We start from the raw sequence: 16,876 nt of genomic DNA on the forward strand, positions 1-16,876 counted from the left end.
CTAACTTGCTTATCCTATCGTTATTTTTCCTTCTGGGTGTCGGTATAATTCCCGCTCATTTTTCGGGCCTAACGCATAAGCCAACGTTAATGGACCAAGACGGCCTGCAAACATCGTCAGGCTCAGCAGCACTTTTCCGATATCTGATAAATCCGCCGTCAATCCCATTGATAACCCTACCGTTCCGAAGGCCGATGTTGTATCAAATAATATCATCAGGAAGCTATGATCTTCTGTTGTCGACAATATCATCGATACGATAATGACCAAGAACAATGACAGCAACGTTAGCGTAACTGCTTTGAAGATACGATCCTTGGCGAGTCGGTACCGGTAAATGACGATATCTTCTTTCCCGCGAATCATGGCAAATACAGCTCCAATGAGAATGGCGAACGTCGTCGTCTTAATACCACCACCAGTGGATCCTGGTGATGCCCCGATGAACATCAAAAGAACCATAAAAAATTGCGAGGCTTGGCGCATGGCTCCGATGTCAATCGTATTCGCTCCAGCGGTACGCGGGCTGACAGATTGGAACATGGATGCCCAGAACTTCTCCCAACCATTCAAACTGCCTAACGTGCGTGCATTGGTAAATTCAAATATAAATATAACGACCGTTCCGATTACAATGAGCAATCCCGTCATCGTTAACACGATCTTCGTATGCAGAGACAACTTGCGAGTGCGCTTATATTCCACCAAATCGGACAAGACGATAAATCCAATCCCGCCAAGGATAATAAGCAGCATCGATACCAGGTTAATAATAGGGTCTCCGACATAGCTGGTTAAACTTGAAAACGGCCCACTGACAGAGCCGAATAAATCAAAGCCTGCGTTATTGAAAAAAGAAACAGCATGGAAGATACCGAAATAAATGGCCTTGCCTAGCGGAAGATCAAATGCCCATCGCACGGAGAACAGTACAGCTGCCGTCCCCTCGATACATACCGCAAACAAGATCACTTTACGGATAAGGCGCACGATGCCTTCCATGCTGCCCTGATTAAGCGCTTCTTGCAATATAAGCCTTTCCTTCAGCGATATCTTCTTCTTCAGTGCCAATGCGAACAGCGTTGCCATTGTCATGAATCCAAGCCCGCCAATTTGGATGAGCAGCATGATGACCACCTGCCCGAATACGGTAAAATGAGTGCCCGTATCCACCACAATGAGCCCCGTCACACAAGTTGCTGACGTTGACGTGAACAATGCATCGAGGAATGGCAGCGGAATCCCATCCGCATTTGATATCGGAAGCATGAGTAGAAATGCGCCCAATAATACAATTGCTGCAAACCCTACAACCAGAATTCGCGGTGGTGTCAGATTGAATCGAATGGCCTTTTTTGTTCCCTCCACGGGAGTCACCTCTTTTTTTCCCCACGAAAAAAAGCACTGGAAATCCAATGCTATCGCTGGTATCCTGACGTACATGCCTACGAGGTTAGCTGTCGGATTCGGGCACGTTCAGGCTGCCCTAATCGCAAGTGGATTCTATGCATCCACAACTGCGATATTCACCCCATTTATCGGGTCCCCCGCTTTCGTTCATTCACGAAACTCGGCTTGTATGCAATTCATAACGAGATTATATACGTTTCCCCTGCAGCATACAAAGTCAAGGAATGAACAAATTAACCAGAATAAGACGAAAAACTTGAAGAAATAGCGCTTACAATCCCCCATTTTCTTCAATTGTATTCAAAACACTCATTTTCGCTAGGTGTTTCTTCATTTTCTCTGCTGGACTTTACAAAGTTGAAGTGGATAAAATGAACAAATAAGCAACCATACGCTAAATGTGTGATGGAATGGAGGTTCCAACATGTCCTATGTATCCAAGCCGCTTCTTCTTTCTTCTGTGGCCGGATTTCTATTATTCCTCATTGTTCAGGTATTCATTCCCTTTCAGCAGACAGAAGCCATGATGGAATCAGCAGCCAGCCAATCCCTCTTAACCAAAGAGAAAGCAGCGCAAAAGGCACTCACATTTGTACAGGACTTAAAACAGTTCCATATTTCAATTACACCTGAAGAAGATACTGCTCCAACCGTCATTTATCGCAGTCAATCAACGGTTTCCGGCTACATGAGCAAGGAGAAGCTGACCGCTTCATTTCAGAAATGGGAACCATCCAGTCCCTATGATACTTTTCAGGTATTATTGAATATGAATCGGGCTGGAAAATCCGGTGTCATGCGCATTGACGTTCACATGACAAGCGGTCGTATTATTGGATTCGAATGGGAGGAAAAGCCTCCTATCACCTCCGACATTAGCGGGGTTACGGGAAATCATGTGGATATGGCGTCAGCAGAAGATGCGGAGACTGCCTTGGATTCAGTGAACCGCAAGAAGCTTGCTGATACACTCTTGAAGCACATGGGATGGAATCCTACCCAATTAAAACGAATCGCATCATCGGCGGAGCTAGACACGGTAGAGTATAACGTGCCTGAAGCACGACTTGGTGAAGCCGCATTGAACGTGAAGGCCGTCTTCTCCCAAGATCGCATTGTCATGCTGAAGCCCTACTGGGTTATCCCGAACAGCTATCTAGCTGAAGAACTGCATCAAACGAAGACTGCATCGTCCATTTACAATATCGGCTATATGTGGATGACGATCCTACTAAGTACATGTTCACTGATCGCTTGCATCGTCTACCGCCATGGCCTGAAGTTCGGATCGAAGACATTGTTCGCCCTTACTGCCGTCTCATGCGGAATTTCTCTGCTGCATCTATGGAACGCGCTTCCGGGTCTCTTCGCTCTGGAACTCCGTACCCCTGTGGACGGGGTGAATATGGGGCTATCCTTTGCCATTCAAGGCGCAATTACAGTAATTCAAGGCGTTATCCTCTACTTCTCTCTCCATGCGGGAAAGCGAGCATGGGAGTTGTCTGCGTACAGAGATGTACTGCCTACATGGAGTGACCGCGCATTTGGCGGCAAGCTCATACAAGCATTATGGATCGGAATCGCGTACACAGGCGTATTGCTCGGCATGCAAACAGTTATATTTTTCATTTTGGAATCAGGGTTTCATGCGTGGTCATCGACCGATGCCTCACAATCACCGCTCAACCTGCGAATTACATCACTGTTCCCTCTTTTAGCTTGGGTTGCAGCTATTTCGGAGGAAGGGATATATCGTTTGTTCGGGGTTGGACTGCTGAACCGATTGTTCCGCAACCCATGGTTAGCCGGGATTATCCCTACCCTTGTATGGGCGTTCGGACATGTCACCTATCCAATCTATCCGTACTACTCTCGGCCGGTAGAGCTCCTGTTTATCGGCATGTTATTCCTGTTCATTATGCTGAAGCATGGCTGGTGGACGGCCATGTTCGCTCACCTTATGCTCGACAACTTCTTAATGTCCCTGTCATTCATGCTTGATGGAACAATAGTCGGTTTCCTAATCGGTCTTGTGTACCTCCTTTCTCCAATTGGGATTGTATATGCGCTTGCGAAGATTCATCGCAACCAAGATCACGCTAGAGCGATCACGACATGGACATAAACATCAACACCGTTGAATGCAGTTGAATCCATTTGTTCGTACAGAAATAGAACGAGTACATAAGCATATCTCCATACCTTATCATTTTGAAAAGCCAAGGGCCGTTCATATCGAAGGACGCATGTACGTAATGCGCCTCATCGAAGGAACGGCCCCGTTTATTTCTCATTATTACTTATTTCTTCTCAATAAATTTTTTCGCTTCCTTCACTGCCGTATCTAGCGCTTTCTGTGCATCTTCACCCAGCATGACTGAATCAACCGCAGTAGACAGGTGGCGGTTCATCTGGTTCCAGTTGCTGTTAAGCAAGAAGGCTGGCGTGTTGTCGGAACGCTCCAGCATGCGATAGAACGGTGCATACAGCTCGGATGTATCCAGCTTCATTTCTTGCACGATGCTCTTACGAATCGGCAGGTCAGCATCGCTCTTCATTTTAACGGCTTCTTCCGAAATAAAGAACTTCACGAACTCCCATGCCAGATCCTTCTGCTTCGATTGCTTCGCAATCGATACTGCACTTACCGAAACTACGCCTTTCACAGGCTTGCCAGGGAACGCTGGCATTTCAACAGTACCAAAATCAACCTTCGCTTCCTTAAATCCATCTAGCGGCCATACACCGCTCTCCCACATTCCGATTTTGCCAGCTTTGAAGATGTCGTTACCGCCAAGCTGCGTTTTTCCTCCTACGAGGACTCCGTATCCGTCCTTCACCATATTCCCGAACATTTGAACAGCCGCTACCGTATCCGGCCCGTTCATAATGCCTTCAATCGTCTTGCCGTCTTCGCTGATGAAGCTGCCCCCATTACTCCAGATGAATCCTTGCAGGTCATACGGGTCGTTCTCAGCACGGACACCGAATCCATACTGCTTCTTCGATTTATCTGTCAGCTTCGTAGCAATATCCTTGAAGTCATCCCACGTCCAGCCATCTTTCGGATATGGGACTCCCATTGCGTCGAACACTTTCTTGTTGTAATACATAGCCCGTGTCGTGAAGCCCGCAGGCATACCATACGTCTTGCCATCTACCTTCACATAATTGAACAAGCCATCGTATATATCGTCTAATTTCAGGCTTGCATCTTTCTCCGTAAAGGCATCCAGCGGCTCCAAGTTCGAATGGTATGTTGGGAAATCCCACATCAACATCACATCAGGCGGATTGCTCGCACCGAACGATGCCGCCAGCTTCTGATCGAAGCCGTCTGCATAAGGTTCAATTTGTACTTTGACGCCTGTATGGGATTTTTCGAACGCCTTCGCGATATTTTCTTGAACCTTCAGCTTCTCTCCAGTATCCCATGTTGCAAAACGCAAAACGGTTTGTTTCCCCTTGTCTTCCCCGGAGGAGGAACCTTGTTCTCCAGATCCTCCGCCACAGCCAGCAAGCATAAGTGCAAAGACCGTTAACAGAATAACCAATCTTGACGTTCTCTTCATCTTGCTCATTCCCCCCAAATGGTTGCATCTCAAACATACCTTCACTTTAAAGACAATAAAGCGTTTTCAAAACGGCGAATTGTTCCGAATATGGGGTGATTTTGTTCGGTGAAAGGGCGTAATATCGTACACCCTCGTCATTTTTGAGCAAAATGTTCTCCCTTTTGTCCGCTTCGGTATTGACTCGGTGTCATTCCACAGCAGCGTTTGAACCATTTGCTAACATATTTTCCATCCACCATGCCGATCCGTTCTGCGATATCCTGCAGCGTCATCGTTGTATTCAGAAGCAAATCCTGCGCTGTCTTAAGCCGCATACGGTATAAGAAAGAGACAAAATTCTCTCCGGTTACCTTCTTAAATAAAGTACTGAAATGGCTTCGACTCAATCCAACTCGATGTGCTACATCACTGACGGACCAAGGCTCACTCACATTCTCTGCTACCAAGAGCACCGATCGCATCACCGTTTCTGGCCATGAATTGACTCGCAGCTCAAATTTGCGCTCCAACTCCGCCGCTCGGTGCAGCTCCTGAACAGCCTCCAGCCATCCATCCATGCCCTTTAACGGGCCACGACTGCTCCAATGCAGCTGCGGACAAGATGCTTTGCTCTCCTTCAACAGCCGTTCCACCTTCAAGCGAGCGGTAGGACGATAGAAATAGAAACATCGATCTACACCGCAGGGAATATAGGCGCACGGGCCTTCCGTTTCTTGCAGCAGCTTATCGCCAAGATACTTCCAGTACTCCCCTCCACGGTTGGATGATTTGATAGCGGCAGAGAGCGATTGCTCGGAACTGTCGAATATTTTAACCAATATAATCTCATGAGGTTCATTCAACCAAAACCATTGCGTCTCCCAGCGCAGCTTCAGCTCGCCTTGGAAGTTGTTGCGGAAGCCGCATAACCAGGCATAGAACGCCGCATTCCACTGTGCATCCTCTTCGTTAGAATTTGCAGTGCGAACCGCTGGAGGAGGCTCCGAATTCCCAGCCAGCTCTTCCTCGAACTTTTGAAGATAATAAGCCAGTTCCTCATCTTCGAAAGCCGTTTTCAACAAATAGCCGGAAGCCCCAAGCATCATTCCCTTTTGTGCATATTCGAAATCTCGATGACAGCTCAGCAGCAAGACCCGAGTATGCGGCGACTTTTCCTTCACTCGCTTGGCGAGTTCAATTCCATCCATCTCCGGCATAACGATATCTGTAATGACAACCTCCGGCTCATGGAGAAGGAATGCTTCCCATGCCTTCTGACCATTTGGGGCATCGGCTACGACTACCATGTTGAATCTGCTCCAATTTACAGTTGCCATCAAGCCTCTGCGAACAATGCTCTCATCATCCGCGATTAGTACTTTAATAGGGTTGTCTGTCATCGGATTCCTCCTCCTTTTTGGGCCAGCGTATCGCAATCGTTGTACCGCTTCCTAACTGGGATTCGATGCTTAATCCATATTCGGAACCAAAGTGCAGCTTGAACTTCTGATCCACATTGTACATCCCGAGACCATGTCTCTGATTGTGGTCTTTCGGAGCTTGCAGCAGAGAGACTCGACGCTCTTCGCTCATCCCTTTGCCATTGTCCGATAAGGCTAAATGCAGTTCTGACCCGGTATCTACTAGGCGGAGTGTTATTGTGCCATACCCATCCTCGAAGGCGTAGAAAAAGATATTCTCAAACAGCGGCTGCAAGCTCATACGCGGGATGACTGCTGCCAGCGCACTTGGAGCAATTTCAGACTCATATATAAATTCACCTTCATAACGAACCTGCTGGATTTGCAGAAAATGATCAATAAGCTCCAGCTCTTTCGATATCGGTACCAGTTCACGCGTCACGTCTAAGTTGGCTTCTAACACGATCGTTAAGTGAGCGATCATTTTCCTTATATCATCATTGCCCTGCAGCCTAGCCTTCCACTGTATGGAGTTCAACGTATTGAACAATAAATGGGGATTGATCTGATAATGAAATGCTCGCAATTCGGCTTCCTTCTTGAGCTGCTCCTTAGCCGCTATTTCCTTCACAAGCTCTTCGATCTGTCCGATCATCTTATTGAAGCTATTCGCAAGCGTCCCCAGCTCATCCTCATCCTGAACTTGGATTCGGGTCTTCAAGCGACCAGCTCCTGCGGAGTTCATCGATTCCTTGATCCGCTTAATCCTGCCCGTTACACGAGTGGAGAACAAGTAGGCGAGCAGAAGAGCGAGAAAGCCTGACAAGCCTAAACCAAGTAAGGTATAAGACTTGATAACACTTGATGGCTGATTAAAATATTCATAGGGCAGTCTAGCTTCTATCGTCCAATCATTTATTTTCAAGTTCTGCTTCCACACGATATCATTTTCTTGCGCAGTATAATTGCCCGGCGAGTGATAGATCGTCTGACCACTTGCACTTTGCACCGTCACAATCGACTTCGTATCCTGTTCGAACATACGGAACAGTTCGATCAGCTTATCTGCCTTCATTTCAATAAGGATTTTGCTGTCCTGCAAAGGCCCTGCCTGATTGCGGATCGGCACAACCAAGCCAAGCAGCTTCTGATCCGGTGTATCCTTCTCATCGCGATAATGCAGTGGAGGGTAGAATCCTGCCCAATACTCTCCTGCATGATCGGCAGGTATCCGCTTCCACCATGGCTGTTCAACCAGAACATCCACATTCAAGATGCTGTCCCCGTAATAATAGCCAGATTTCGTAATAATGAATATCCCGCGATCATGCAGCCTTTTAAGCGCTTTCAAGAAATCTTCCATGTTGTTCTTATCCTGCACTTGCGAATACGTCTTCGGAATCTCCGCATTGATGACGCTCTTATATGGATTAAGCAAATATGAATAAATATAACCCGCAATCATGCTCATCTGATTTAATTCCGTATCCAGCTGATACTGCAGCTGATTAACACTGTTCTGACCGTATTTGCCGAACTGCTCTTGCAGAAGGCGTGAGGATTGTTGATAGGATAGCACGCCCTGAATCATGAGTGGAAGCAGTGATGCTGCCAAGAAGAACAGCACGAGCTTTAAGCGAAGGCTTCGCCTCGGATTGGGCGGCATATTGGCCATCCATTGCTGTAGCCGATGCAAGACACCCGATTGTGTCACATGGGTTAATCCAGTAAGAGTTTCACGTGGCGGTGCGATAGGAATCATCCCCTGTTGCTTATTGGACTAGTCATGATGCTGCGAAGCGTTGATGTATCAGAAGTGTATCATAACCAATTTTAATCTGACAATGGAGACGGAAGCACCGATTTGTCCTCATCCAGACATCGAATAGGCGGGAAGATCACAAAGATAACAAAACAGCTCCCTTACGCGCTAAGCGGCAGGGAGCCTGTTCCACCTCGTCTATTGAGCTGGCTGCATTACATATTCATTCGCTAGTATGAGGAACACACTCGACGTCCACGTAAATGCCCGATCGCGAAGTCCGCACCCTGTCTGTGCATCAAAATTCTCTGCCATGCCGCTGCGAGCAGCCATGCGGCAGAATCGCGTCGCTGCTTCTTGTGCCACTCCCCGCTCCCCACTGCGCTGCAATCCGTCGATTAGCAGCATCATGACTGGAGCCCAGATTGGCCCAAGCCAATAGCCGTCCGGTTCATAGAACGGACTGTTCAGGCTTTCTGTGGCGAATCCATTCGGACTGAAGAACCGCTCTTCATCGGCAACTGCCTTCACAAGCGCTTGGCGCACCGATTCCGGCAGACGATCACCTAGCAAGATCGGCATAAACGGAATCAAGCTGTCTCCTTGCGCCGGCTCATGTGTGCCTGAACGAACCGCCTTGAACTGGCCGTCATGCCAGAAATGCTCCAGCATGCGTCCGAGCAGGCTATCCGCAGCATTGAGCCATTCCTGCGCCTCGTATGGCTTGCCCAATTGATCGGCAATCTCCGCAAGAACCTCGAATTGGATAGTTAAATAAGCAGATAAATCCGGACTCTCAATAGGTCCCACACTGCGGAAAATCGTGCTATTATCCCAGCCGCTGTCATTGCCGTGATTGTACTGGGGTATCCCGTCCCGATCATCATCACGGCAATTCATCCACCATTTGCTCCACTGTGCAAGCGGTCCATAGATTTCATGCAAGCGATCGGCATGGCTGAACCACTCATTACGCTCCATCATCCAGCGCAGCGTCCAGCCATGGATAGGCGGCTTGCAGCAATTCCACAAGGCGTACTTGTCATTGACGAAGTCCGGAAGCTGACCAGATTCATCCTGCTTGTCGAACATGATCATGAACTGATCCCAAGCCAGCTCTGGCTGATTCGCCGCGAGCGCCATTGCATTAAAGCAATGATCCCAGCTCCAAATGTTCGTCATCCAATTTTTCGACATGTACATCGCGGGACGAGACAAATGACCGGCCTCAGGCACCACACAGGACCATGTGATGTATGCAGCCAAGATGCGCGCCTGTTCCAACTCTTCCAAGGCAGCAGGCAGACTCTTATCGAGCCATACAGCAAATTCCTTCTCCACGCTGGCAGCAGCCTCGTCGAAGGAAACCAGCGACTCGAATGGACGAATGGATGGCGGCTCTATCCGATACTCTTCAAGCATGAGCTCTGCTTCAGCTGCTTTGTCTTGGTTACCCCCACCTGGGAAGCATTCCACCACCGCATATTTGCATCTGGAACGTTCCCATGGAGCATCGACCGTAAGCCTCCCTTGAAGCGAAGTCAACATAAAGCGCATTTCCGTGGTAAAATGATTCACCTCGTAACGTCCATCCTGACGTGGAAGCACATAATCATAAGTACCCGCAACTAATGTCAGACGGATTCCCGCTTCGCGCACACGTATCCGTATCGCTTCCGGCTCCGACAGGCATAGTTCCGCCTTCCCTTGTCCGCCTTCTCCAATAAGGGTTAAGGAGGATGGCGCACTATGAACCGAATAAGGAATAACCTCGCCGCCAGCTACCAGCTCTAGGCGGAATACTGCACCGCTCGTCTCGTCACCACCGCGAACGGTGCGCAAATACAAGCCTTCCTCTCGGTTGCCATTCTGCGGCAAATGCGATACCGTCAGAAAAGATCCAAATCGGCTAAATGGAATGTGCTGAATATCAAATGTAATCATTGCCGACATCCTTTACTCCTTATCCGGCAGGCCATTCGCCTGTCCCGTCTTCTTCAAGTAAGCTCGCCATGTAATGCACCATTCAGCCGGTTCATCCAGCGATTCCTCGATATTCCGATGTACCGTGCTGTGATGTGGTGCTGACTTGACGATCTCCGGTACGCTGCGAGCTTCTTCTGCAATATGGGCTAACGCTTGAGTATATTCATCCAAGTCATCCTTGGAGTATGATTCCGTTGGTTCCAAGGTGAATGGCTGCGGTACAATATAAGGATGATGACTCGTCCAGTAATGCAAGCCGAAATCACACATTCTGCGCTGAATGTCTTCGGTCGTTACTCCTGTCTCACGCGTCAGCTGCTCCCAGCTATAGCGTACCTGCTCAAGCCGTCCACCTTTGACATATGGAGCGCTTGCGCCAGAAATTTGTAATATTTTATGGTACAAATAGTTATTGTTCAATACCGCAATTTCCGCAACATCCCGCAGCCCTTTTGCCCCCAAGCTGCGAATCCAAGCATACGCCCGAACAATCGTCTGCGCAACACCATGGAAGCTTCTGACCTTGCCAATGCTCAGCTCTTGATTCGAGCGAAGCACGAATTGATCGCCAACACGTTCAACAATTGGGCCGGGCAAAAATGGCTTTAGCTGCTCCGTAACGCCCAGAGCGCCTGACGCAGGGCCGCCGCACATATGAGGCGCCGCGAATGTCTTGTGCAGATTGAAGAAGCACATATCAAATCCCGCTTCCTTCGCACGAGCGATGCCAAGAAGGCCGTTCGCGTTAGCTTGATCGTAATAGCAAATGCCTCCTGCCGCATGTACAATGTCCGTGAACTCTTTAATGCGTGAATTAAAGATCCCTGTATCTTCAGGATTCGCTACCACGAAGCCTGCTGTTCGATTCGATACCGCCTGCTTGAGCTTCTCAATATCCGGGAATCCGTCCTCATCCGGATGCAGAGTAATAATCTTATATCCCTTCACCGCTGCGGTTGCGGCTTGAGAAGGATGAGAGAAGATCGTTGTAATAATCTCATCGCGCTGCTCGCCTTCTCCATTCGCCTCATGATACGCACGTACGATGGAGGCCATTGCGAACAATGCTTGTGTTCCGCTTCCAGGCTGGAAGGAGAAGGAGTCCATGCCCGAAATCTCACGCATTGCCTCATCCAGTCGATAGGTGATTTCCAGCATGCCCTGTACCGTGCTTACATCCTGCAGCGGATGCAGCTCCGTCAGCTGTGGATTGCGAACGAGCAGCTCATTAACGCGCGGAATATATTTCATCGTGCAGGTTCCCTGACCGATTTCTACATTTAGATCACTGCCGAGTGTCTCCTGCGACAAGCGCAAGTAATGGCGAAGCACCTTGGCCTGACCGATCTCAGGCAGCTGCGGCGCTTTGGCTCGCTGCATCGAGGCTGGAATGCTTGATACGACATCACCTACAGCTTCGACAAGCTCCTGCTCCGCTTCTGGAACGAGAACGCCTCGCTCTCCTTCTCGATGCAGTTCAAATATTACCGGTTCATCCCATTTCGCTTGATGAAATTGTCTAACTGTACGATCCTTCCGAACGATTTGTTGCATCGCTTGTCACACCCCCTCTGCCATATTCACTGTCTCCGAACTCCCTGCTGCAGCTACTCCTGCAAGCGAACCATTTTCCTGCTCAGCATCCGCACTCAGCACAGCTCGAAGCTCTTCCACCAGATGATCGATCTGTTCCTTCGACATGACCTCAGTGACACAGAACAACGCGCTCTGTCCAAGTTCAGGGAACGTACTGGACAAATCCAGACCGCCAAAGATGTTCTTGGTAAGCAAGTATTCATTGATCTCACTCACCGTCCGGCCTGTTGCGGTAAAGTCAATGACGAACTCCTTGAAGAAGGAATTTTCATAACGCAGATTTACGCCAGGCAATGCGTTCAATGCATTCGCTGCATAGCGGGATTTCTGCATAATCGTCTCGCCAACTTCGCGCATGCCATGTGGGCCAAGCAAGGCCAAATATACGCCTGCCGTAATCCCCCATAGTGCCGTCTGTGTGCCTACAGACTCCTTGCCCTGCTCGCGCTGTGCGAAGGAGGTACGTTCATAGGCAACGTCACCGAAGCCATACTCGCCTTCTACAACGGTCGGCACGATGCCGAACAGGCGGGATGGGTATTCCATGACGAACCGCTCATCATCATGAGTTGCGATAAATCCTGACTGGCCACCTCCGTAGTTCATACGAATACCGAGCGGCTGCAAATCGCCACATACGATATCTGCGCCATAGCCGCTTGGCGGCGTCAGTACCCCAAGTGATATCGGATCAACGCCTACTACGCTGATGGCCCCATATTCATGAGCTAAGCGGCTAATTTCCTCGCCTTGCTGCTCAATAATACCGAAGTAATTCGGGTTTTCTATATAGACAGCTGCCGTCTGATCAGACAGCTTGCTCTTCAAATCGTTCAAATTCAGAACCCCGCTAACCGACTCGGCTTGAACCGTGATGACGCGGATTTGTGGATGCAAATAGTTCTCAATAATCATGCGCTTATCAGGGCAGAGAATCTCCGGCACGAGCACCTCTGTACGCCCTGTCATTCTGGCAGCCATCCGCAGTGCGGTCGAAGCAGCCTGCGGCCAGTCGAATGTCGGTACGTTGACGACATCCATATCAACCAGTTCAGCGACAAGACTCTGGTATTCGAACAAGGCCTGGAATCGTCCATGATCCTCGTAAGGCTCTCCCGCGTAGGCTGTTACGAATTCCGATCGTTGATTGATCTCATCGCATACAGCAGGCACGAAATGCTGCCAGCAGCCTCCACCCAAGAAACTCGTTGCCTGCGAAGTACTCACATTCGCCGCAAGCAGTCGTTCAATATGACGCTTCAGCTCATACTCATTCAATGCTGGCGGCATCTCCATCTTTGACTGCATCCGCAAATGCTCCGGAATATCCCGATACAGCTCGTCGATATTCGCAATGCCGATCTCCTGCATCATCTGAGCTTTGACTTCCGGAACCGTGTTCGGAATATAAGGGTGCACATTCGATTGACGTTCCTTCATGACCTACGTTCTCTCCCTTCATAATTCGGATCAAGTGTTACGCCAGTCCTCCACCATCCACGACCAGTACACTGCCGCTAACCCACTGGGACAGATCACTAGCCAAGAACAATACAGCGTTCGCAATATCCTGCGGTGTGCCGATTCTCTCCAAAGGTCTTCCTACCGCGGAGGAAGCAAGGAATGCTCCTTCTTCAACAGCAAGCTGAACCGCCTCTTCACGCAGCAGCGGCGTATCTGTATCGCCCGGACATACGCAGTTGACACGAATATTGTCCTTGCCGAAATCAATCGCCAGCGCCTTGGTCAAGTTCACAACCCCTGCCTTCGCAGCACAATACGCCGCAGCTTGGTCGCCGCCCTTCAAGCCCCATCCGGAACCTGTATTAATAATGCTCCCGCCTCCTCCAGCAGCCATTACCGGAATCGCGTATTTAGACAGCAGGTATGCCCCCTTCAGGGACACGTCTATGACCAAATCCCAATCCTGTTCCTCCAGCTCAACGACCGTCTTGCGGCGAATGACGCCTGCATTATTAAACAGAATATCAATGCCTCCATACCATTCCTGCGTCATGCGAGCTGCACGCTCACAGTCTTCGGCCTTCGTTACATTGCAGGACACAAACTGTGCTTCTCCGCCAGCATTCCGAATCTCTTCGACTGTCTCCTGTCCTTGCTTCTCCCCAATATCAGCGATGACTACATTCGCTCCGAAGCGCGCCAAGCATTGTGCTGTAGCACGTCCGATACCGGATGCTCCTCCTGTAATGATCGCTGTCTTGCCTTTCAGGCCAAATACATCTATCTGCTGCGCCATTCATAATCCCTCCGTTATCTGCGTTATGTGCTCAAGTTGTTAGCCCTTCATGCCTGTTGTTGCAATTCCCGTAACGATATAGCGCTGTGCTGCGAAGAAGATCGCAAGCGGCGGCAAGCAAATCATGCTCGTTACGGCCATGATCGCATCCATCTTTACCTCATACATCCCTTTGAACTGCGACAAGCCCAGCGTCAGCGTGTACTTGCTCTGATCGTTCAAGAAAATGAGCGGACCCAAATAGTCGTTCCATGTGCCGAGGAAGTTGAACACCGCAACCAGAATCAATGCTGGAGCCATGAGCGGCACAATGAGACGTATGAACGATTGCAGCGGATTAGCGCCATCGATACGGGCTGCTTCCTCTAGTTCCGGCGGAATCGTCATAATGAACTGACGAAGCAGGAAAATATAGAATGCTGAGCCGAAGAAAGAAGGAACAATCAACGGCTTCAACGTATTGATCCAACCAAGTGCGTTAAACTCCATATACAGCGGAATCATCGTCACTTCCCAAGGAATCATCATGGATGCTAGCAAAATAATGAATAATACTTTGCTGCCCTTGAACCGGAATCTGGCGAATCCATAAGCAACCAGTGCTGAGGATACAACCTGACCAATAAGTGACATAACCGATACAATCAATGAATTTTGTAAAAACACGTCAAATGGCTGTGAACTCCATGCTTTTGCAAAGTTGCCGAAATTCAAGGTGCTCGGAATCCATTGCGGTGGGAACAAGAACAATTCTTCGGGCGACTTCAATGATGTTGAGAGCATCCAATAGAAGGGCGCCAAGAACAACACGGTAAAAAAGATGAGCAGTGCGTAAGTTATTATTTTTTTCATCAGAATCTCCCCCTCCTCAGCCTTTGCCGCCCTTCATTTCACCTTCGTAATACACCCATGCCGACGAAGAGCGGAACACGAGCATCGTCAGAACAAGCACAATCGCGAACATGAACCATGCATTCGCAGAAGCGTAGCCCATCTTAGAATATTTGAAGGCATTTTCGTACATATACATCGCATAGAAATACGTGGAATTGAGCGGGCCTCCACCCGTCAACACCAATGCGAGCGTCAATTGTTGGAACGCAGAAATAATCGTTGTAATCAAGTTAAATAAGATGGTCGGACTAAGCATAGGCAGCGTAATCCGGAAAAATTGCGATACCGTCCCTGCACCATCAATGGCGGAAGCCTCATACAGCTCACGAGGGATGTTCTTAAGCCCCGCCAAGAAAATGAGCATCATGGAACCCTGTCCCCACAGGCTGGCGAACACCATCGCTACGAGAGACCATTTCGGGTCGTTCAGCCAGTTCGGCCCTTCTACCCCAATCAGCGATAAAGCATAGTTCAAAATTCCATATTCTCCGTCGTACACCCACGACCAAATCATCGCCAGCGCGACACCGGAAATAACGGAAGGTACATAGAACGCTGTACGGAAAAATCCACTGCCCCGCACGTTGCGGTTCAGCAGTATCGCAAGTCCAAGCGCAATTAGAATGTTAACGGGCACAAATATAATGGCGAACTTCACCGTAACCGTCAATGATGTCCAGAATAACGGATCATCCGTGAACATGTTAATAAAGTTATCCAAGCCGACAAACGTCTTCTCCCCAACAATTGGCCAATCAAAGAAGCTGATAATGAAAGAAAAAATGAGTGGACCGAGGGTGAATGCGAGAAAGCCGATTATCCATGGCATGATGAATAAGTAAGGCACGGCAGAATGCATGCGAAGCGAAAACGATCGTTTTTTTCTCATTTCCATAGGGCTTCGTTCCTTTCTTTGTTGTTCGTGATCATAGGTTGCAGTGCAACAGGCGCTGCCGTACGATAATGTTGAGACTGGATGATCGGCTCTTTCTATAGCACAGCTCGAATTGATGGGCACATCGTAGGTATCATTGTAGATGAGATGTAAGCGTTTTTACACGGAAGGCTGTTTCTCATTGGGGGGGACTTTGTTTGAACATCCTCTCGCTCATCCAGGTATGGGGGTGTATTTGTTCGCTAAGTGACGTCTTTTTGTTCGATTGCAAGAAGATTGATATGAGGAAGATCAATTCACTCATGTTTCACTATCAACAAGATCACACTTGATAACTTGTGGGAAACGTGCGGGAAGTGCATCATTTAGCTATGTTGGGAAAGGGGTTGTAGATGTACTATTGGAAATTCGATATGAATCGGAACTTCCCACACCAGAGGAGATATATAAGCTGTATGAACATCTTCAATGGAACTCTTATTTGGGGCTGTCACAAGAAAAGCTGCTGAAGGCGATGCAGCAAAGCTACTGCGCTATTTACGCCTATCATGAGGATCAGTTGATCGGCACGGGAAGAATCATATCTGATGGGATAATAAATGCGTACTTATGTGGACTGGGTGTTCATCCAAACTATCGAGGCAAAGGGGTTGGAACTGCAATCAGTCGGTTGCTAATGGAGCAGTGCAGCAATCATAACCTGCATCTTCAGTTTTTCTGTGAAGAAGAACTCGTTCCATACTATGAAAGATTAGGCTTTACCGTATTTGCCGTAGGGATGAAGCCTACGAATAAGAGATAATGCTCAGTGGGTGCTTCGTTCGGAGACCTCTACAAAAAAACATGACTGAGGCAGCCAGTGAGCCAAGGCCTCAGTCATGTTCCATACTTCTGATATCGTCGATCTTATTAGAGCATTTCAGCACATACCACCGAGGCTAATCGGCGCTATTGTTCGGTTCATGCTCACGCTCGCTTCCATCCGGCTGCCCCTCTGTATCAAGGAGTCCATCAGGTGTCAGCTGAGCACTATCTGATCGCAAGGCATCCAGAATCGTTTGAGCAAGTTTCTCTCCGATCCCTGCCTCGCGCAATTGT

Annotated in this window: 12 protein-coding genes and 1 riboswitch; of the genes, 2 read left to right on the forward strand and 10 right to left on the reverse strand. The window is 48.8% G+C overall.

The features are described from left to right. Nucleotides 1-9: 9 nt before the first annotated feature. The gene (locus tag BBG47_RS09500; protein ID WP_065291541.1) at nt 10-1,368 is read right to left on the reverse strand and encodes a TrkH family potassium uptake protein; all 1,359 of its coding nucleotides are present in this window, start codon (nt 1,366-1,368) and stop codon (nt 10-12) included. A gap of 59 nt (nt 1,369-1,427) precedes the next feature. Beyond that, a riboswitch (cyclic di-AMP (ydaO/yuaA leader) is annotated at nt 1,428-1,586 on the reverse strand. 248 nt (nt 1,587-1,834) lie between these two features. Between BBG47_RS09500 and BBG47_RS09510 the strand changes: the two genes are divergently transcribed. Further along, on the forward strand, nt 1,835-3,535 hold the full coding sequence (locus BBG47_RS09510) for a CPBP family intramembrane glutamic endopeptidase (RefSeq protein WP_065291542.1): 1,701 nt from the start codon (nt 1,835-1,837) through the stop codon (nt 3,533-3,535). Nucleotides 3,536-3,710: 175 nt separating this feature from the next. Here BBG47_RS09510 and BBG47_RS09520 read toward each other — a convergent pair whose 3' ends face one another. From BBG47_RS09520 to BBG47_RS09560, 9 genes are all read right to left on the reverse strand, one after another. Next, nucleotides 3,711-4,982, reverse strand: a complete 1,272-nt coding sequence (locus tag BBG47_RS09520; protein WP_065291544.1) for an ABC transporter substrate-binding protein — start codon at nt 4,980-4,982, stop codon at nt 3,711-3,713. Nucleotides 4,983-5,119: 137 nt separating this feature from the next. Next, nucleotides 5,120-6,364, reverse strand: coding sequence for a response regulator transcription factor (locus BBG47_RS09525; RefSeq protein ID WP_065291545.1), 1,245 nt, complete (start codon nt 6,362-6,364; stop codon nt 5,120-5,122). Further along, the gene (locus BBG47_RS09530) at nt 6,345-8,099 is read right to left on the reverse strand and encodes a cache domain-containing sensor histidine kinase (protein ID WP_254659793.1); all 1,755 of its coding nucleotides are present in this window, start codon (nt 8,097-8,099) and stop codon (nt 6,345-6,347) included. The genes BBG47_RS09525 and BBG47_RS09530 overlap by 20 nt, the downstream gene beginning before the upstream one ends. 246 nt (nt 8,100-8,345) lie before the next feature. Beyond that, nucleotides 8,346-10,100 (reverse strand): amylo-alpha-1,6-glucosidase, encoded by a 1,755-nt coding sequence (locus tag BBG47_RS09535; RefSeq protein WP_175400507.1) that lies wholly within the window; start codon nt 10,098-10,100, stop codon nt 8,346-8,348. A 3-nt stretch (nt 10,101-10,103) separates the two neighbouring features. Continuing rightward, on the reverse strand, nt 10,104-11,687 hold the full coding sequence (gene gcvPB / locus BBG47_RS09540) for an aminomethyl-transferring glycine dehydrogenase subunit GcvPB (RefSeq protein ID WP_065291546.1): 1,584 nt from the start codon (nt 11,685-11,687) through the stop codon (nt 10,104-10,106). A gap of 6 nt (nt 11,688-11,693) precedes the next feature. Continuing rightward, on the reverse strand, nt 11,694-13,169 hold the full coding sequence (gene gcvPA, locus BBG47_RS09545) for an aminomethyl-transferring glycine dehydrogenase subunit GcvPA (RefSeq protein ID WP_065291547.1): 1,476 nt from the start codon (nt 13,167-13,169) through the stop codon (nt 11,694-11,696). Nucleotides 13,170-13,206: 37 nt separating this feature from the next. Further along, entirely contained in the window at nt 13,207-13,989 is a 783-nt protein-coding gene (locus BBG47_RS09550) for an SDR family NAD(P)-dependent oxidoreductase (RefSeq protein ID WP_065291548.1), read from the reverse strand. Nucleotides 13,990-14,028: 39 nt separating this feature from the next. Then, a complete protein-coding gene (locus BBG47_RS09555) occupies nt 14,029-14,841 on the reverse strand; it encodes a carbohydrate ABC transporter permease (RefSeq protein WP_065291549.1) in 813 nt (270 codons plus the stop codon). Between the two features lie 16 nt (nt 14,842-14,857). After that, nucleotides 14,858-15,778 (reverse strand): carbohydrate ABC transporter permease, encoded by a 921-nt coding sequence (locus tag BBG47_RS09560; RefSeq protein WP_065291550.1) that lies wholly within the window; start codon nt 15,776-15,778, stop codon nt 14,858-14,860. Between the two features lie 400 nt (nt 15,779-16,178). On the opposite strand from BBG47_RS09560, the gene BBG47_RS09565 reads away from it, so the two are divergent. Beyond that, a complete protein-coding gene (locus BBG47_RS09565; protein WP_065291551.1) occupies nt 16,179-16,580 on the forward strand; it encodes a GNAT family N-acetyltransferase in 402 nt (133 codons plus the stop codon). Nucleotides 16,581-16,876: the final 296 nt, after the last annotated feature.

Source organism: Paenibacillus sp. KS1 (genome assembly GCF_001680695.1).
GTDB classification, from domain to species: Bacteria; Bacillota; Bacilli; order Paenibacillales; family Paenibacillaceae; genus Paenibacillus_B; species Paenibacillus_B suaedae.